This window comes from Streptomyces sp. NBC_01077, assembly GCF_045162855.1.
In the GTDB taxonomy this organism is placed as follows: Bacteria; Actinomycetota; Actinomycetes; order Streptomycetales; family Streptomycetaceae; genus Streptomyces.
Genome location: NZ_CP108669.1, coordinates 7,014,918 through 7,033,134, shown reverse-complemented (window position 1 = coordinate 7,033,134; position 18,217 = coordinate 7,014,918). Strand labels below are relative to the sequence as shown.

Here is an 18,217-nt window from a genome sequence, read left to right as displayed (position 1 = left end):
AGGGCACGCGCGCGCGTCACGCGAGCGGGTTGGGAACGGTCCCGTGGACGGCCGCGTGGGGACGCTCGGGGCGGTCCCGGTAGCCGTCCAGGTGCAGACGGTTGCGATTGAGGCAGAGCCGCTCGATCCGCGGGGTGAGGAGGTCGAACAGCTCGAACCGTTCCTTCAGCTCCGGGAAGCGCGCCTGGTGGCGGAGGATCTCCGCGCGGACGAGGGACCAGAAGTCCTTTTCCGGCACGTCGAGTTGTTCCTCGCAGAGCGGTGCCAGATAGCGGAAGACACCGACGAAGAGCCCCGAATGGATGAACTGGACGAGGAATTCGGGCTCCTCGGTCAGGAGCACGGCACGCACGTCGTCCGGCAGGGTGTCGTGCTCGGGAAGCGGCTGGGCGCTGATGTTCACGTCGTCGACGAAGTCCTTGATCGCCAGGCGTACGGGGACGTCCCCTCCGTCGTAGACGACGATGGCGTTCTCACCGTGCGGGGAGAAGACCGTGCCGTACCGGTAGAGGAAGTGCAGCAGCGGGGGCAGCAGCGCGGCGAAGAGGTGCTGGAGCCAGACGGCGGGGGCGAGTCCGGAGCGCTCGACGAGTTCGGCGACGAACGCCCGCCCGGCGGGGTCCGTCTGGAGCAGTGAGGCGAGGGTACGGGCCCGCTCGCCCGGGGGCAGCCGCAGCGGTTCGCGCCAGATCGCGCCGAGGAGTTCCTTGTACTGGTACGGGACTTCGGGCAGCCGGTCGTAGAGGGGGTGCTCGACGGCGACGGAGGCGACCTCGCCGAGGAGGATCACCCCGCACTCGTCCCGCAGGAACGGGTCGGCGTCACGCAGGCCGTGGACCCAGGAGGTGACGGCGGGCGCGGCGAGGGTGCGTTCGGTGGGCAGGCCCCGCCAGACAAGGGTGTTGAGCACCGACAGCGGAAGCTTGACGGTATGCCGGTCGGGGCGGCTGGCGTTGAGGAAGGTACGGACCGACTGCTGCGGCAACCGGAGGTCGCCGTCCGCGGAGAGCGGGACGACGGTCCCGGCGGCGACGGCCGGGGCGTAGAGCGGGAGCAGGATCTCGTCCCATTGCCAGGGGTGGACGGGCAGCAGGAGATAGCCGTCGGGTTCGTGGCCGCGGGCGGTCAGTTCGGCACGGAAGGCGGCGTGGACCTCGGGGTCGAGCTCCTGGGCGTAGAGGCGGTCGGGGGTGTCGAGGCCGGACACGCCCCGGTAGGCGGCGAGGCGATTGCTGACGGCGATCCATGGCAGCCGGGTCGCCCGGCGGGCCTCGGGCGCCCAACGGGCGGCGTCGGTGGCGGAGAAGCCGATGCGGCCCTTGTTGAGGACGAGCCAGGGGTGGCCGGTCTGGTGCCCTTCGAGCTCCGCGTAGGAGAGGTCGGCGAGTTGGGCGGCGGTGAGGGCGGTGTGGTCGAGGCGGGCGTCGGCGGCGAGGGTGGCGGAGAGTTCTCGGATGAGGTGGCCGAGGGTGGCACCGTCGAGCTGGAGGAGACGGCGGGCGCGGACCAGGAAGTCGAGGGCGTCGGTCATGGGCCGGCCCTCGTGGGTGATCGAGTCGGCGGCGACGTACCAGCTGCCGTAGGCGCCTCGGCGGGCACGGAAGGTGAGGGTGGTGCCGTCGTCGAGCGTCAGTGCGTGGAGGTCCGGTTCGGCGGCGGGGGCGGGGGCGGGCGGGGCCTCGCCCGCTGCGGCGAGGTCGGCGGGGGCGGATTCGACACGACCCGGTTCGACGCGGGCCGGTTCGACGATCTCCTCGTAGGCGAACTCGGCGAGGGCTTTGGCAAGGAGGCGGGAGGAGGACCTGGTCCAGGCGGCGGCGTTCAGCTCGGGGGGCGCGAGCAGTTCGGGTGCCGACGCCGGTTCGGCCGCGGGACAAGGGACGGCAGTCGGGGCGGAGGCTGTGGGCTGTGCGGAGTCGTGGGGTGCAGGGGACATCGACACGAGGACTCCTCGGAGTGGGAACCGCTGTGGGTCGAGCGGTGTATAGAAGACAGAGGGTTGTTCACAGAACGTGACGGAGGGCGCGGTCACGCATCATGAGCGCCGCTCGCTTGTCAGGGAGGTCGACTTCCACCGCATAACGGAAGCCGCCACTGAGGAAGGCCGAGACGGAGGGGGTGTTACGGATGTCGGGTTCGGCGACGACGCGGGTACAGCGGGGACGGTGGTCGAGGACGAGATCGGCGACGGCGCGGAGAAGTGTGCTGCCGACGCCGCGGCCCCGGTCGGTGACGCCTCCGATCAGCAGATGGACACCGGTGTCGTGGGGGCGTGCCGGGTAGTGCCGGGCGAGCGGGTCGAGGTCGGCGCGGTAGATCTCGAAGTAGCTCATGGGCGTGGCGTCGAGCACGCCGAGGCAGGGGACGCTGCGGCCGTCGCCCTCGAGTTGGGCGCGGAGGTGCTCGGCGGTCACGGTCTCGGGTCCGGCCAGTTCCCAGAAGGCGGCGACGGCGGGGTCGTTCATCCACCGGGTGAGGAGCGGTAGGTCCCGTTCGAGTCGCACGGGGACGAGCTGGAAGGTGCCGACGGGCGTGTCGGCCGGGTCCCAGGAGGCGACGGAGTCAAGCAGGTCGCCGTCGAGGAGTTCGGCGTCGGCGTGACCGCCTTCGAGGAGGGCGACGAGTTCGTCGAGCCTCAGATCGAGGGTGTCGTCGCCGGGCGGGTCGGCCGGTGGGCGGGTGGGTGACACGGTGTCGCTCTCCTCTCGGCGGTGCGGTCGGGGCGTGGGTCCTCAGAAGGCGGGCTCAGGTGCGGAGGGGGTTGGTGACGGTGACGTAGACGGACTGGGTGTCGACGGGTCCGACGAGTTCGTCCAGGCCGTGCAGGCGGGTGAGGAGGTTGGCCTTGCTGCGAAGGGTCGCGGCTTCCAGAAGGCGGTGCGGCAGGGGTGAGCCGAGGCTGGTGGCGGACGTGAGGAAGCTGCGGAAGGCGGCGAGCAGGACGCGCTCGTCCGCGAGGTGCTGGGCGCCGAAGGCGCCGATCAGGCCGAGGACGTTGTTGATGCCGAGGTAGTAGGCGAAGCGCTCGTCGGTGACCTGGTCGGAGACGAAGGTGTCGCTGTCGGCGCCGATGCCGGGGAGGCGGCTCTCCAGCTCGCTCCGGTGGGACTCACGGAAGTAGTAGCCCTGATTGTCGCGGTAGCGGCCGCCGACCGGCCAGCCGTCGGGGTCGAGGAGCACCAGGGTGTTCTGCTGGTGGGCCTCCAGGGCGATGCCGGCGTGGCCGTCGAGCCAGAGGACGGGGCGGACGACCTGGTCGAGGTAGCGGAGGAACCACTCGGCGGCGACGGCCGTGGTCGGGCGGCCGGTACGGGCGGCGAGCCGGCCGATGACGTCGGCGAGGCGGGAGCGCATGGCGGTGGTCCCCGGCCACGGACGGGGGGCGGTGAGGGAGGCGATGCAGACGGCGTCGTCGCCGGGCCCGAAGGGGTTGTGGCGAATCATGAGGTCGAGCCCGGGGACGGGGACGCCGTCCGGGGTGTCGACGGCGAGCCAGGCGGGGTCGCGGACGATGTCGAAGCCCGGGTGGGCGGCCTGCCACTCGTCGACGAGGCCGGTGCGGAGCAGTCGGTGGACCTCGACGCCGCGGTGGAGTTCCTTGCGGAGGTTCTCACGGCGCGAGTTGGTGATGCGCAGGCCGAGGGAGAGCTTGAGCATGGCCCGCGCGCCGGGACGGTGCACGGTACGGACGGAGGAGGTGGGGTGCCAGGGGCTGCCGTGGAGGCCGAGGTCGTGGAGAAGGCCGGCGTCGAGGAGGGCACGGATGTCGGGGCGGTGCAGAAGCTCCCGGGCCTGCCAGGGGTGTACGGGCAGGGGCGCGGTTCCGGCGGGGAGCGCGAGCCCTTCGGCGAGGCCGATGGCGAGTTGCTCCGCGGTGACGGGACGGCCCTGTTCGGTCCAGGCGGAGTCGGATGCCAGCAGGGAGGAGTCGACGGCGAGCCAGTGGAGGGGGAAGGAGCCGTGGAGTTCGGGTGAGTAGAGCCGGGCCTCGGAGTCGGAGAGGCCTTCGCGGCTCTTGGGGGTGGGATGGAGGGGGTGGCCGAGCAGCAGGGACTGTTCGGCGGCGAGGAAGAGGTCGGCGTCCGGGTGCGGTTGGGGTCGGCTGCGGCGCTCGGTGAGGAAGTCGGCGGTGCGGCGGGCGGAGTCGGCGACCCTGCCGACGAGTTCGGTGCCCTCGGGGCGGCCGGTCTCCCGGCTGAGCAGGGCGGCCACGGTCACGGCGTCGACGGTGGGTGCCGTGGCCGGGAGGCCTTCGAGGGCGGGGGCGCCGAAGCGGTGCCAGCCGGTGGGCGACCAGTAGCGGACGGGGACGAGGAGGGCCGTGCCACTGGCGTCGAGCGGGATGCGCAGGGTGGTGGAACCGGGGGTCGGCAGGTTCTTCTCGCGGACCCAGCAGCGGAGGAGGTTCTCGACGGTGGCCGCGTCGGCGGCGCGCTGCGGGTCCGGGTCGTCCAGGGGGTCGGCGGAGGTTGCCGGGGCGTGCGTGCCCCGGTCGTGCAGCGGGTCGGCGGCGGTGGCCGGGCGGTGCGGTCGGGGGGCGTACGGGCCGGTGTGCTGTCGGGGGACCGTGGGGTCGGCGGGGCGGGCTGTGGCGATGCCGGGGGCGCTCGTACCGGAGTCGGGGGTGCCGGGTGCCTCGGAGCGGAGTGCCTCGGAGTCGGGGCCTGCGGTGGGGGCTCGCTCGGGCGTGAGTGCGTCGCCGAGGAGGTCGGCGGTGAGGGTGTCGGTGCCGAGTGCCTCGGGGGTCAGCAGCTGTGCGGCGAGGACCTCGGAGGTGAGTACCTGGGAGCCGAGCTGCTGGATGGCGAGGGGGGCCTCGGTCTCGGGCGCCGGGGAGGGGGGCGTGGCGTTCACGGGGGCTTCCTTGGGGGGTGGGTCCGGGGCGGGCCGGGTCAGTGGGAGGGCCCGGGGGCGGTCCGGGGGGCCGTGGGCCGGCGGGCGGCGGGCAGCTGGGGGGTGTGGGCCCGTTCGGCCGCGGCCAGGGCGTCGGCGAAGCGGTCCAGGACGGCGGTGGCCTGCTCGTCGGTGAGGGTGAGCGGGGGCAGGAGCCGGACCACGGCGGAGTGGCGGCCGCCGAGTTCGACGATGAGTCCGCGGGCGAGGCACTCCTGCTGGACGGCGAGGGCCAGGGCGGGGGCGGCGGGCGGTACGGGGTCGTCCGGGCCCGCCGCGTCGGGGTCGACGAGTTCGACGCCGATCATGAGGCCCCGGCCGCGGACGTCGCCGACACAGGGGTGGGCGGCGGCGAGGCCCCGGAGTTGACCGAGGATACGGGCGCCGAGGATGTCGGCCCGTTCGGCGAGTTTGTTCTCGCGGACGTACGCGAGGGTGGCCGTGCCCGCGGCCATGGCGAGCTGGTTGCCGCGGAAGGTGCCCGCGTGGGCGCCGGGTTCCCAGGCGTCGAGCTCGGACCTGTAGACGATGACGGCGAGGGGAAGGGAGCCGCCGATGGCCTTGGAGAGGACCATCACGTCGGGCACGACACCGCTGTGCTCGACGGCCCAGAAGGCGCCGGTGCGGCCGACGCCGGTCTGCACCTCGTCGACGACGAGCGGGATGGAACGGTCGGCGGTGATCCGGCGCATCCGGCGCATCCAGTCGTCGGGCGCGGGGATGACACCGCCCTCGCCCTGGACGGCCTCGACGATCATTCCGGCGGGGGTGGCGACGCCGCTCTTGGGGTCGTCGAGGAGGTTCTCGGTCCAGCGGGCGGCGAGTTGGGCGCCGCGGGCGCCGCCGACGCCGAAGGGGCAGCGGTACTGCTGTGGGTAGGGCAGCCGGGTGACGCGGACGTCGGTCGCTCCGCCCGAGGCGTCGAGGGCACCGGACGTCATGCCGTGGTACGCACCGGTGAAGGCGAGGAGCCCGCTGCGGCCGGTGGCGGTGCGGACGAGTTTGAGGGCGGCCTCCACGGCGTCCGTTCCGGCCGGTCCGCAGAACTGGATGCGGGCGTCGTCGGCGAGTTCACCCGGCAGGGTGGCGAACAGCTCGGAGGTGAAGGCGTCCTTCACGGGGGTGGCGAGGTCGAGGACATGGAGCGGGGCGCCGGAGTCGAGGACCTTCTTGATGGCTTCGAGGACCACGGGGTGGTTGTGGCCGAGGGCGAGTGTCCCGGCACCGGACAGGCAGTCCAGGTAGCGGCGGCCGTCGGCGCCCTCGATGGTCAGGCCCCGTGCCCGCACCGGGACGATCGGCAGGGAGCGGGCGTAGGTCCGGGCGGCGGACTCGCGCAGGGACTGGCGGCGCAGGATGCCCTCGTATCCGCCGCAGCCCAGGTCCGAAGCGCCTCGGTCCGAAGCCCGGCGGTCCGAAGCCTGTCGGTCCGAGGCCCGGCGGTCCGGAACTCCTTGTGCGGAGACCCCTCGGTCCGGAGCTCCTCGGCCCGAAGCTCCTCGGTTCGGAGCCGCTCGGTTCGGGGTGCCTCGGACCGTCGGTTCGTGCGTCCCGGTGCCGGCCTCGTCGGGCGGTCCGACGACGGGCCCGTCGGGCGTCCGGGTCTGCGCCCGCGCGGCCGGTGGGACGGCCGGAGCTGATTCGGTCACGGCCACGGCTCGGTGTCCTCCCGCTGTAACAGTTGCGTTGCACATCGGGGCGTCGCGAAGCCGCCGCAAGGGCCGCCCTGAACGCCACCGTTGTGTCCCCCGTACGTACCAACGACGCGAACTGCCCAGGATCACGGGCCGGAGGCAAGAACTTGGCGTGTCCCGGATCACGGCACGGCAACGGCCGAACGATGGCCGGAACCGCCGACCGGCCGCGTACCGTCCCCTCCGGCACCGGCATAGTGGGGGCCGTCGGCCGCCGTCCGCGACGCGGGCACGGCCGCTGTCCATGCACAAGTTGACGTAGTCCCAGGGGGATCACGAGATGCGATCGATTCGTCCGCTGTTGACGGCGGCTTCCGCCGTCGCGGCGCTGACGCTCACCGTTACGGCCTGCGGGCCGAGCGAGGAGAACGCGGGAGACAAGCCCAGCGCGCCCGCGACCGCCCAGAACCCGGCCGACAAGATCAAGATTCCGGAGGACCTGAAGGACCGTCTGAAGGAGCACGGGATCGACGTCGACAAGTGGCGCGACGGCGAGTGGAAGAACTGGGACCGCGACAAGTGGCTGCGTGAGGCCAAGGACTTCGTCAACCCGATCATCGAGGACCTCTGGGACCCGGACCGGATGCGGGACGCCGAGCGCCCCGACAAGCCGGTCGAGGAGGAGGACATCTCGGGTGACGAGGGCGTGACCGACCCGACTCCGGTCCCGGTGCGGGCGAGGGCCGTGACGGCGAAGTACCACGGCAACGCCCCGGAGTCCGGGAAGGTCTTCTTCGACGGCCCCGAGGGCTCGATGGTCTGCTCGGCCACGGTCGTGAAGGACCCGGCGCACCCCGGCAAGTCGAACATGGTGTGGACGGCCGGCCACTGCGTCCACAAGGGCAAGAAGGGCGGCTGGTACCGCAACATCGCCTTCGTGCCCTCGTACAACGACGCCGCGCTGTCGACCGCCGACCTGGAGAAGGCCTCGCGGGAGCAGATCGCGCCGTACGGCGTGTGGTGGGCGGAGTGGGTCAAGACCTCCGACCAGTGGATCGCCGAGGGTGCCTCCACCGGCGGCGCGGGCGCTCCGTACGACTTCGCGGTCATCCAGGTGACTCCGGAGAAGGGCGGCACGAGCAAGTCGCTGGAGGAGACCGTCGGTTCGGCTCTTCCGGTGGACTTCAACGCGCCGGCGGTGCCGAAGATCGCGAGCATGGAGGCGACCGGCTACCCGGCGGCGCCGCCGTTCGACGGCCAGAAGATGTTCCAGTGCGAGGACAAGCCGGGCCGGCTGTCCCTGAAGGCGGAGCAGCCGACGATGTACCGCATCGGCTGCACGATGACCGGTGGTTCGTCCGGTGGCGGCTGGGTCGCCCAGGGCGGTGACGGCAAGCCGGCGCTGGTGTCGAACACCTCGATCGGCCCGTCGACGGCCGGTTGGCTCGCCGGTCCGCGCCTCGGCCCCGAGGCCAAGGCCATGTTCGACGAGGTCAGCAAGAAGTACGCCGGGCGGTAGGCACGGCGGGGAGGCGGGGCCCACGGGTCCCGCCTCCCCCATGTCCGCCCGGGGAGGTCCTGCACCTCCCCGGGTGCGACGACTCGGGTCACGCCCGTGCCCACCCACGTTCCGTCCAACCGGCATACTGTCCACCGCAAGTGACGCGTCCATGGCAACGCCAAGGCGGGAACGCGCCGGAGAACGAGGCCGGTCCCGGACGCGGGAATCATCTCAGGGGGAATCACCACATGCGTTCCGTACGACTTCTACCCGCCGCACTCGGCCTGGCCACCGCGCTCGCGCTGACCGCCACGGCCTGCGGCCCCACCGAGACCCCGGCCGCCGACAAGCCGGCCGGGGCGAGCAGTTCCGCGCCTGCCACCGAGGACGGCGGCGCCGACCTCACCAAGGACCTCGCCGACAAGCTGAAGAAGCACGGCGTCGACCTGGACAAGTGGAAGGACGGCGAATGGAAGAACTGGGACACGAACACCTGGCTGCGTGAGGCCGAGGACTTCGTCAACCCGGTCATCGACGGACTCTGGGACCCGGCGCGGATGCAGTCCGCCAAGAGCCCCGACCCGACGATCACCGCGCAGGCCGGAGGCGGCGGCACCGACCCGACGCCCCGCCCCGTGAGGGCGCAGCGCGAGAAGACCCCGTACCACCGCTACGCGGCCCCGGTCGGGAAGATCTTCTTCGACTCGCCCCAGGGCCACATGGTCTGCTCCGGCACCATCGTGAAGGACCCGCGCCGGCCCGGTAAGTCCAACCTGGTCTGGACGGCCGGTCACTGCGTCCACGCGGGCAAGAAGGGCGGCTGGTACCGCAACATCACCTTCGTCCCGGCCTTCAACGACCTGGGCAAGTCCCCCTCCGCGCTCAACAACGCGCAGGCGCACGAGATCTACCCCTACGGCCAGTACTGGGCCGACTGGGCCGTGACCTCGGGCGAGTGGATCAGGTCCGGCGGCACCAACCAGGCCTGGCCGTACGACTACGCCGTCCTGCACGTGCAGCCGCAGCGGGGCAGCAAGTCCCTGGAGGAGACCGTCGGCGCGGCGCTCCCGGTCGACTTCTCCGCTCCGTCGCCCGCGCAGTCCGGGACGATCGGCGCCTGGGGGTACCCGCAGGCGGCCCCGTACAACGGCGTGATCATGCACAAGTGCCTGGACCGGGGGACGCGACTGACCACGGCGCCCGCCACCCCGGTGATGTACCGGATCGGCTGCACGATGACCGCGGGTTCGTCCGGCGGCGGCTGGTTCCGGGTGCTGCCGAACGGCAGGACGGCGCTCGTGTCGAACACCTCGATCGGCCCGGCCGGCAGCAGCGGCTGGCTCGCCGGACCGCAATTGGGCCGGGGCGCCAAGGCGGCCCACGAGATGGTCAGCAAGAAGTTCGCCCGCTGACCCGTCCGTCACGGCACACCGCATCACGACACACCCCGTCACGGCACACCGCGTCATGACACACCCCGCCACAACGCACCCGTCATGACAGAAGGCGCCGGTCCCCTCCCTCACGGGAGGAGGCCGGCGCCTTCGCCGTACGGTGGGTCAGTGCGCGGCGGGCACGTACGGAGCGAGCATGGCCGCCAGCTCCTCGTGCACCCGGGCCTTGAGCAGGGTGCCCTCCGGGGTGTGCTCCTCGGACTCGACCTCGCCCTCGGCGTGCACCCGCGAGACAAGACCGCCCTGCGTGTACGGCACGAGGGCTTCGAGCTCGACCTGCGGCCGCGGCAGCTCGGAATCGATGAGCGCGAGCAGTTCGTCCATGCCCTGGCCCGAACGGGCCGAGACCACGATGGAGTGCTTCTCCATCCGCAGCAGTCGCTGGAGCACCATCGGGTCCGCGGCGTCCGCCTTGTTGATGACGACGATCTCCGGCACGTTCACCGCGCCGACGTCCCGGAAGACCTCGCGCACGGCGGCCAGCTGCTCCTCCGGCGCCGGGTGCGAGCCGTCCACCACGTGCAGGATGAGGTCGGACTCGCCGACCTCCTCCATGGTGGAGCGGAACGCCTCGACGAGGTGGTGCGGCAGGTGCCGGACGAAGCCGACGGTGTCGGCCAGGGTGTAGACCCGGCCGGTGGGCGTCTCGGCCCGCCGGACGGTCGGGTCGAGAGTGGCGAACAGTGCGTTCTCCACGAGCACGCCCGCACCGGTGAGCCGGTTGAGCAGGGAGGACTTGCCGGCGTTCGTGTACCCGGCGATGGCGACCGACGGCACCTTGTTACGGCGCCGCTCCTGCCGCTTGATGTCACGGCCGGTCTTCATCTCCGCGATCTCCCGGCGCATCTTCGCCATCTTCTCGCGGATACGACGCCGGTCGGTCTCGATCTTGGTCTCACCGGGACCACGGGTGGCCATGCCGCCACCGCCGCCGCCACCCATCTGACGGGAGAGCGACTGACCCCAGCCACGGAGGCGCGGCAGCATGTACTGCATCTGCGCGAGCGCGACCTGCGCCTTGCCCTCTCGGGACTTGGCGTGCTGGGCGAAGATGTCGAGGATCAGTGCGGTCCGGTCGACCACCTTGACCTTGACGACGTCTTCGAGGGCGATGAGCTGGCCGGGGCTGAGCTCGCCGTCGCAGACGACGGTGTCGGCACCGGTCTCGACCACGATGTCGCGCAGTTCGCGCGCCTTGCCGGAGCCGATGAAGGTCGCCGGGTCCGGCTTGTCACGGCGCTGCATCACGCCGTCGAGCACGAGGGCGCCCGCCGTCTCGGCGAGGGCAGCGAGTTCCGCGAGGGAGTTCTCCGCGTCCTGAACGGTCCCCGAGGTCCATACACCGACCAGCACGACGCGCTCCAGGCGCAGCTGGCGGTACTCGACCTCGGTGACGTCCTCGAGCTCGGTGGAGAGGCCGGCGACACGGCGCAGTGCCGCGCGCTCGGAGCGGTCGAACTGGTCGCCGTCCCGCTCTCCGTCGATCTCGTGGCTCCAGGCGACGTCCTCTTCCATCAGGGCATCGGCCCGAAGGCTCTCGGTACGGCTCGTCTCCGCGAAGCGCTGCTCGTCCTGGGAAGGGGAAGAAGAGGAGGTCATTGGATCCTTACGTCGATTGCTTCGATCGGTTTCCCGCCTCGACGAAGCGCCGAGGCGGGGCTGCGATGGAGCGATGGGTCTTATGCCGTCACAACGCGTGAGGGCACGGGAAGATTCCCGGTCCGTCGGCCGCGTCGCCGACCTGACGATGGTGACACGCCCCGGCGGGGCCCGTCACCCGGGTTTCGGGGCGGTCCTGGCGGCCTCGGCCGGGCGGCTGCGCCAGTCCGGGTGCCCGGGCATGGCCGGGGTCTTCGCCTCGTACAGCCAGCCGCGGAGGAAGGCGGTGAGGTCCCGTCCGGCGATCTCGCCGGCCAGGGCGATGAAATCGGCGGTGGTGGCGGTGCCGTCCCGGTGGTCGGCGACCCAGCGCCGCTCCAGGCGCCCGAAGGCCTCGGTGCCGATCTCCTGGCGGAGCGCGTAGAGGACGAGGGCGCTGCCGTCGTAGACGACGGGCCGGAAGAGGCTGATCTTGTGGCCGGGCGAGGGCGGCTCGGGGGCGGCGGGCGGGCCGCCGTCGGCCCTCCACCCGTCGGAGGCGGCGTAGGCGGCCTTCATGCGCCGCTCCAGGGACTTGTCCGCGGTCTCCTCGGCGTACAGCGCCTCGTACCAGCTGGCGTGCCCCTCGTTGAGCCAGAGGTCGGACCAGGTCCGGGGCGAGACGCTGTCGCCGAACCACTGGTGCGCCAGCTCGTGCACCATGACCGAGTCGACGTACCACTCCGGGTAGCCCGGTTCCGTGAAGAGGCGGCGCTCGAAGAGCGACAGGGTCTGGGTCTCCAGCTCGAAGCCCGTGGTGGCGTCCGCGACGAGCACCCCGTACGTCTCGAAGGGGTACGGGCCGACCTGCCGCTCCATCCACTCCAGGTGGCCGGGGGTCTTGCGGAGCCAGGGCTCCATCAGCTCCCGGTCGGTGGTGCGCACCACGTCCCGTACGGGCAGGCCGTGGGGTCCGGCCCGGTGCACGACGGTGGAACGGCCGATGGACACCTGGGCGAGCTCGGTGGCCATGGGGTGGCTGGAGCGGTACGTCCAGGTCGTGGTGGCGCCCCGGGTGACCCGGCCGGTGGGCAGGCCGTTGGCGACGGCGGTGAGCTCGCTGGGGGCGGTGATGCGGAAGGTGAAGTACGCCTTGTCCGACGGGTGGTCGTTGGACGGGAAGACCCGGTGGGCGGCGTCGGCCTGGTTGGCCATGGCGAGACCGTCGCTGGTACGGACCCAGCCGCCGGTGTCGGCGGGACCGCTGGGGTCGCTGGTGTGGGTGACGGTGATCTCGATCGACTCGCCCTCGTCGATCGCCACGGCGGGGGTGACGACGAGGTCCTCGCCGCTGGTGGTGTACTCGGCGGCCAGGCCGTCGACGGTCACGGCGGAGACCGTGCCGTGGGTGAAGTCGAGGTTGAGCCGCTCCAGGTCGTCGGTGGCGAGCGCGTCGATCCGGGTGACGGCGGCCAGCGGCTCGGTGTTGACCCCGGGGTAGGTGAGGTCGACGGCGTACGCGAGGACGTCGTAGCCGGGATTGCCGAGGTGCGGGAAGAGCGGGTCCCCGATGCCGAGCGGCGCCGGTGCGGGCAGCGCGGCGGCGACGAGACCGGCCGAGGCGGCGACCAGGACGGCGGAGCGGAGCCACCGCGCGCGGGGCAGGGGGGTTCGGACGAGCGGCATGGGCCAGGCCTTTCCGGAGGACTGGCCCTACGGCTACCAGTGCCGCGCCCGCTCTCCGGGGCGGCGCGCTCGCCCGCCACTCGAAGGGGGACACGGCCGGGGGTCGAACGCTGCGCCCGGTGGGCGTCTCCCGGCGGCACGCCACCCGTGCCGGGTGGGCGTCTCCCGTCCCCCGGACCACGACGCCCGCGCCCCGCCAGGCCCCGGCGCGTCTCCCGGCACCTCGCCACCCCGTGCCCCGTCAGGCCCGGCGCGGCTCCCGGGAGCGGTGGCGGGCGCGGCTCACGTCGTACACCCCGGGCACGTCCCGCATGGCCCGCATGAGGGCGGCGAGCCGGGCCACGTCGGGCAGGTGGAGGGTGTACGTGTGGCGGACCCGCTGCTCACTGGGCGGCTCGACGGTCGCGGAGACGACGGCGGCCCCGGCGACGGCGATGGCCTCGGTGAGGTCGGCGAGGAGGCCGGGGCGCCCGAAGGACTCCGCGACGAGGGTGACCCGGCCCTGGGCCGTGTCGCCCCAGCGGACGGCGACGGGCTCGCGGCCGAGTCTGCGCATGGTGTCGACGGCCGCGCAGCCGTTCCGGTGGACGGTGACCGATCCCCCGCGGACCCGGAAGCCGGTGATCGTGTCCGGCGGTACGGGGGTGCAGCAGCCGGCGGGACGGACGGAGGCGCGCGGCTCGCCCTCCAGGTCGGCGTGGAGCTCCGCGCCGGAGCGGTGGTCGGCGGTGACGTCGACCGGCGGCCTGGGGCCGGTCGTGGCGGCGGGGGGCGCGGCGCTCTCGGGATGGGCCTGGAGCCAGCCGGTGATCGCGATCCGGGCCGCGGGGGTACGGGCGTGGTCGAGCCACTCGGGGGACGGCCCGGACACGGTGTCCTGGGCGAGCAGCAACTGGACGGTGTCCCCGTCGCCGAGGACGGTGCTCAGGGGCGCGAGGCGCCCGTTGACCCGCGCGCCGAGACAGCCGTGGGCGGCCTCGCCGTGCTGTGCGTAGGCGGCGTCGACGCAGCTGGCTCCGGCGGGCAGGCTGATCGTGCCGGGGGCGCTGCCGTCGGCACGGAAGACGGTGATCTCGTCGTCCTCGGCGAGGTCGGCGCGGAGCGAGGTCCAGAAGGTGTCCGGGTCGGGGGCGGCCTGCTGCCAGTCGAGGAGCCGGGAGAGCCAGCCGGGACGGGTGGGGTCGACGCGCTCGCCGTCGTCGGCGGCATCCTGCGGAGCGGTGGTTCCCGGCCGGTCGGTGTTCGCCGAGGGAGCGGCGTCGGCGCCGGTGTCTCCGCCCGGGGCGCTGCCCAGGGTGCTGTCCGGGGCACCGGCCGGGTGGTCCGTGGCACCCGCCGCAGCGCTGCCTCCCGGCTGGGCAGCACCTCCGGACTGACCGGGGCCTCCCGGCTGGCCGGTGCCGCCCGGCTGCCCTGTCGTCTCCTGCCCCACGTGCGGGTTGCCGAGGGCGACGACTCCCGCCTCCGCGACCTTGTGCATCCGGTGGGTGCGGATGAGGACCTCGGCCACGGCGCCGTCGGGGGCGGCGATGGCGGTGTGCAGGGACTGGTACAGGTTGAACTTGGGGGCCGCGATGAAGTCCTTGAACTCGGAGATCACCGGGGTGAAACAGGTGTGGAGCTCGCCGAGGACCGCGTAGCAGTCGGCGTCCTCGGCGACCAGGACGAGGAGCCGTCCGAAGTCGCAGCCGCGCAGTTCGCCGCGCTTGAGGCGGACGCGGTGGACGGAGACGAAGTGCCGGGGGCGGACGAGGACTTCGGCGCCGATGTCCGCCTCGCGCAGGACCGTCGACACCTGTTCGGCGACGGCGCCGAGCGCGGCGCCCGCGTGCGGGTGGCCGGCGATGAGAGCGCGGGTGGTCTCGTACTCCTCGGGGTGGAGGATGGCGAAGACGAGGTCCTCCAGCTCGGTCTTGAGGGCCTGGACCCCGAGCCGTTCGGCCAGCGGGATGAGGACGTCCCGGGTGACCTTGGCGATCCTTGCCTGTTTCTCGGGCCGCATCACTCCGAGCGTGCGCATGTTGTGGAGCCGGTCGGCGAGCTTGATCGACATCACCCGGACGTCGTTGCCGGTGGCGACGAGCATCTTGCGGAAGGTCTCCGGCTCGGCGGCGGCGCCGTAGTCGATCTTCTCCACCTTGGTGACGCCGTCGACGAGATAGGCGACCTCGTCACCGAACTCCCGGCGCACCTGGTCGAGCGTCACCTCGGTGTCCTCGACGGTGTCGTGGAGGAGGGACGCGGTCAGAGTGGTGGTCTCCGCGCCGAGTTCGGCGAGGATCAGGGTCACCGCGAGCGGGTGGGTGATGTACGCTTCGCCGCTCTTGCGGAACTGGCCGCGGTGCGAGGACTCGGCAAGTACGTACGCCCGGCGCAGCACCGTGAGGTCGGCCTCGGGGTGGTGGGCGCGGTGCGCCTCCGCCACATGGCTGATCGCGTCGGGGAGCCGGTCACGGGGCGCCGGTCCGGCGGTGGCGCCGAGCAGGGCGGCGCGGCCGATCCGGCGCAGGTCGATTCGGGCGCGTCCGCGTCTGCGGGCGGTCGCATCGGTGACGGCGGCTTCCGCCGCGCTCACAGGGTCGGTGGCCTCTGCGCTCATGGGGCACCTCCGGCAACGTCGACCGGCGGTGGGCGGGCCAGGCGTGCCCGGGGGGCCGGTGCTTGATGCTACCGACCCCACCACGTGGCGCAGTCACGCTCTCGCTCAGCGTGAATCGGATCACCCATTCGAGCGACAAATCAGTCGTTGACTGTTTCGATTTCGTCGCTTCCTTCGATTCCCGCGCCCTGCGGTTGCCGGGGTCTCAGCCGAGCCAGGCGGGGTCGACGGTGCCCTCGGCGACGATCACGGCGGGTCCCGTCATGTCGATCTGCCCGTCGGGGTGCTCGGTGATGACCAGCGTCCCGCCGAGCACGTCGACGGTGTACGTGACGGGGGTGCCGCTCTCGGCGGGGTCGGCGCCGTCCCGGCGGGCGGCGGCGACGGCGACGGCGCACGCGCCCGTGCCGCAGGAGCGGGTCTCGGCGGCACCGCGCTCGTGGACCCGCATGGCGACGTGGCGGGGGCCTCGGTCGGCGACGAACTCGATGTTCACACCGTCCGGGTAGACCGCTGCCGGCGCGTACGGCGGCTCGGTGAACAGGTTGCCCGCGTGGTCGAGGTCCTCGACGAAGGCGACCGCGTGCGGATTGCCCATGTTCACGTTCCGCGCGGGCCAGCTGCGGCCCTCGACGGTGACGGTGACGCCGGCCCCGGGAAGGATCGCGCGGCCCATGGAGACGGTGACGGAGCCGTCCTTGTCGAGGTGGACGCGCTTGATCCCGCCGCGGGTGGCGACGGCGACCTCGCCCGCGGTGACGTGCCCGGCGTGCTCCAGGTAGCGGGCGAAGACCCGGACCCCGTTCCCGCACATCTCGGCGACCGAGCCGTCGGCGTTCCGGTAGTCCATGAACCACTCGGCCTCGTCGGCCATGTGCCGTGCCTCGGGGTGGGTGGCGCTGCGCACGACGTGCAGCAGCCCGTCGCCACCGATGCCGGCCCGTCGGTCGCAGAGGCGCGCGACGGCGGCCGGGGGCAGGTCGACGGCGTTCTCCGCGTCGGGGACGATCACGAAGTCGTTCTCGGTGCCGTGGCCCTTGAGGAACCGGAGGGGCGGGAGCGGTGAGGTCTGCGCGCTGGTCACGAGATCAACTGTACGGGGTGGCCCCGACAGGCCGCCCGGTCGTCCACAGGCCGGTCGTGGGGTCCGGAAGGCACGGGAGACATACGACGGGCCCAGCGCAGGTGACTCAGGAAGGGCGGGCCCGGCGCGGGCGGGCCAGCACGGACAGCCCAGCGCAGGTGGCCCGGCACGGACAGCCCGGCGCAGGTGGCCCGGCACGGAGGGCCCGGCTCGGGCGGCTCAGCGCAGGCGGGCGACGCGCCAGACCGCGAGGGCGACCAGGGCCGCGATCGTTGTCACGTAGAGGGCGAGGTACCGCCAGTTCGGGCGCTCGCCCGAACCGCGCTGCGGGAGGCCCGGCCAGGTGTAGCCGACCTTGCGGGCGGCCATCATGCCCCAGCCCGCCGCGCAGAAGCTGATCAGCAGCCCGAGCATGGCGAGGACGGCGCCGCCGTCCCCCGAACCGAAGGCGAGCGGGAACGCGAACATCAGCGAGCCGACGGCGGCCAGACCCACGATCGGGGCGAGCTGCCAGATCCGCAGCCGGCGCTGGGGACGCAGCTCGACCTCGACCTCGTCGGCGTCCACCTCGACGGCGGTGCCCACCGCGTCGTCGGGGCCGTCCGGGGTCAGCCCCGGGGCGCCGACCGGCAGGTCGTCGGTCGGGTGGCCCGGCGTGTCACCCGTCGGGTCACCGAGCGCCGATTCGTGCTGTTCTCTGTCGCGAGGGCCGGCCTCCATCGCCACGCGCCCTCCCCACTCGGACTCCACTTGGTCGATCGATGCTCGATGATGGCACGCTCCTGACCGCCGAAATGACGGGCAGAGCGTCCCGATGCCATCACGTGATCAGGCTGTAACCGCTCGTTCGACCAACGACAGCGCCTGCCCCGGGAGTTCCCCCCGGTCATCGGCGGCCCCACTGAGCCAGTGGACGCGCGGGTCGCGGCGGAACCACGAGTCCTGGCGGCGGGCGAAGCGCTTGGTGGCACGCACGGTCTCGGCACGCGCCTCGTCCTCGGTGCACTCCCCCGCGAGTGCGGCGAGGACCTGCTGGTAGCCGAGGGCGCGGGCCGCGGTGCGCCCCTCGCGCAGGCCCCGGGCCTCCAGGGTGCGCACCTCGTCGACGAGGCCGGCCTCCCACATCCGGTCCACGCGCGTGGTGATCCGCTCGTCCAGCTCGGGGCGGGCCACGTCGACGCCGATCTGGACCGTGTCGTAGACGGAGTCGGGACCCGGCAGGTTGGCGGTGAAGGGCTTGCCGGTGATCTCGATCACCTCGAGGGCGCGGACGATCCGGCGCCCGTTGCTGGGCAGGATCGCGCGGGCCGCCTCGGGGTCCGCTTCGGTGAGCCTGGCGTGCAGGACACCGGAGCCGCGCTCGTCGAGTTCGGCCTCCAGGCGGGCCCGGACGGCGGGGTCGGTGCCGGGGAACTCGAGGGCGTCGACGGCCCCTCGGACGTACAGACCGGAACCGCCGACGAGGACGGGGGTGCGGCCGGCGGCGAGCAGCCGGTCGATCTCGGCGCGGGCGAGGCGTTGGTACTCGGCGACGCTGGCGGCCTCGGTCACGTCCCAGATGTCGAGGAGATGGTGCGGAACGCCGCCGCGTTCCTCCTGCGTCAGTTTGGCGGTCCCGATGTCCATCCCCCGGTAGAGCTGCATCGAGTCTGCGTTGACGACCTCGCCCCCGAGCTGCTGGGCCAGGAATACACCCAGATCGGACTTTCCGGCCGCTGTGGGGCCGACAACGGCGATGACCCGCGGGGCGGGAGCTGCGCTTCTCACCGCCCCAGTCTCGCAAACCTC

General features: G+C 72.7%; 12 protein-coding genes. 2 read left to right on the top strand and 10 right to left on the bottom strand.

The window, feature by feature from the left end; translation table 11 throughout:
• Window positions 1-16 precede the first annotated feature (16 nt).
• The 4 genes from OG462_RS31915 to OG462_RS31900 all read right to left on the bottom strand — a co-directional run bounded on the left by OG462_RS31915 (window position 17) and on the right by OG462_RS31900 (window position 6,275).
• Window positions 17-1,936 (bottom strand): IucA/IucC family protein, encoded by a 1,920-nt coding sequence (locus tag OG462_RS31915; RefSeq protein ID WP_406062906.1) that lies wholly within the window; start codon window positions 1,934-1,936, stop codon window positions 17-19.
• A gap of 67 nt (window positions 1,937-2,003) precedes the next feature.
• Window positions 2,004-2,690 (bottom strand): GNAT family N-acetyltransferase, encoded by a 687-nt coding sequence (locus OG462_RS31910; RefSeq protein WP_406062904.1) that lies wholly within the window; start codon window positions 2,688-2,690, stop codon window positions 2,004-2,006.
• A 55-nt stretch (window positions 2,691-2,745) separates the two neighbouring features.
• The gene (locus OG462_RS31905; protein WP_406062902.1) at window positions 2,746-4,854 is read right to left on the bottom strand and encodes an IucA/IucC family protein; all 2,109 of its coding nucleotides are present in this window, start codon (window positions 4,852-4,854) and stop codon (window positions 2,746-2,748) included.
• Window positions 4,855-4,892: 38 nt separating this feature from the next.
• Window positions 4,893-6,275: a diaminobutyrate--2-oxoglutarate transaminase family protein gene (locus tag OG462_RS31900; protein ID WP_406066808.1), complete on the bottom strand. Its 1,383-nt coding sequence runs from the start codon at window positions 6,273-6,275 to the stop codon at window positions 4,893-4,895.
• Between the two features lie 592 nt (window positions 6,276-6,867).
• On the opposite strand from OG462_RS31900, the gene OG462_RS31895 reads away from it, so the two are divergent.
• Together OG462_RS31895 and OG462_RS31890 are read left to right on the top strand one after the other, a co-directional pair.
• Window positions 6,868-8,046, top strand: coding sequence for a trypsin-like serine peptidase (locus OG462_RS31895; protein WP_406062900.1), 1,179 nt, complete (start codon window positions 6,868-6,870; stop codon window positions 8,044-8,046).
• Window positions 8,047-8,276: 230 nt separating this feature from the next.
• A complete protein-coding gene (locus OG462_RS31890; protein WP_406062898.1) occupies window positions 8,277-9,440 on the top strand; it encodes a trypsin-like serine peptidase in 1,164 nt (387 codons plus the stop codon).
• Between the two features lie 147 nt (window positions 9,441-9,587).
• Here OG462_RS31890 and hflX read toward each other — a convergent pair whose 3' ends face one another.
• The 6 genes from hflX to miaA form a co-directional block, all read right to left on the bottom strand.
• Window positions 9,588-11,081, bottom strand: coding sequence for a GTPase HflX (hflX, locus tag OG462_RS31885; protein ID WP_406062896.1), 1,494 nt, complete (start codon window positions 11,079-11,081; stop codon window positions 9,588-9,590).
• A 174-nt stretch (window positions 11,082-11,255) separates the two neighbouring features.
• Window positions 11,256-12,746, bottom strand: coding sequence for a M1 family metallopeptidase (locus OG462_RS31880; RefSeq protein ID WP_406062894.1), 1,491 nt, complete (start codon window positions 12,744-12,746; stop codon window positions 11,256-11,258).
• Window positions 12,747-12,987: 241 nt separating this feature from the next.
• On the bottom strand, window positions 12,988-15,345 hold the full coding sequence (locus OG462_RS31875) for a RelA/SpoT family protein (RefSeq protein WP_406062892.1): 2,358 nt from the start codon (window positions 15,343-15,345) through the stop codon (window positions 12,988-12,990).
• Window positions 15,346-15,550: 205 nt separating this feature from the next.
• Window positions 15,551-16,429, bottom strand: coding sequence for a diaminopimelate epimerase (dapF, locus tag OG462_RS31870; protein ID WP_406062890.1), 879 nt, complete (start codon window positions 16,427-16,429; stop codon window positions 15,551-15,553).
• A 219-nt stretch (window positions 16,430-16,648) separates the two neighbouring features.
• Window positions 16,649-17,149: a hypothetical protein gene (locus tag OG462_RS31865; RefSeq protein WP_383581117.1), complete on the bottom strand. Its 501-nt coding sequence runs from the start codon at window positions 17,147-17,149 to the stop codon at window positions 16,649-16,651.
• 108 nt (window positions 17,150-17,257) lie between these two features.
• Window positions 17,258-18,196, bottom strand: coding sequence for a tRNA (adenosine(37)-N6)-dimethylallyltransferase MiaA (gene miaA, locus OG462_RS31860; protein WP_406062888.1), 939 nt, complete (start codon window positions 18,194-18,196; stop codon window positions 17,258-17,260).
• Window positions 18,197-18,217: the final 21 nt, after the last annotated feature.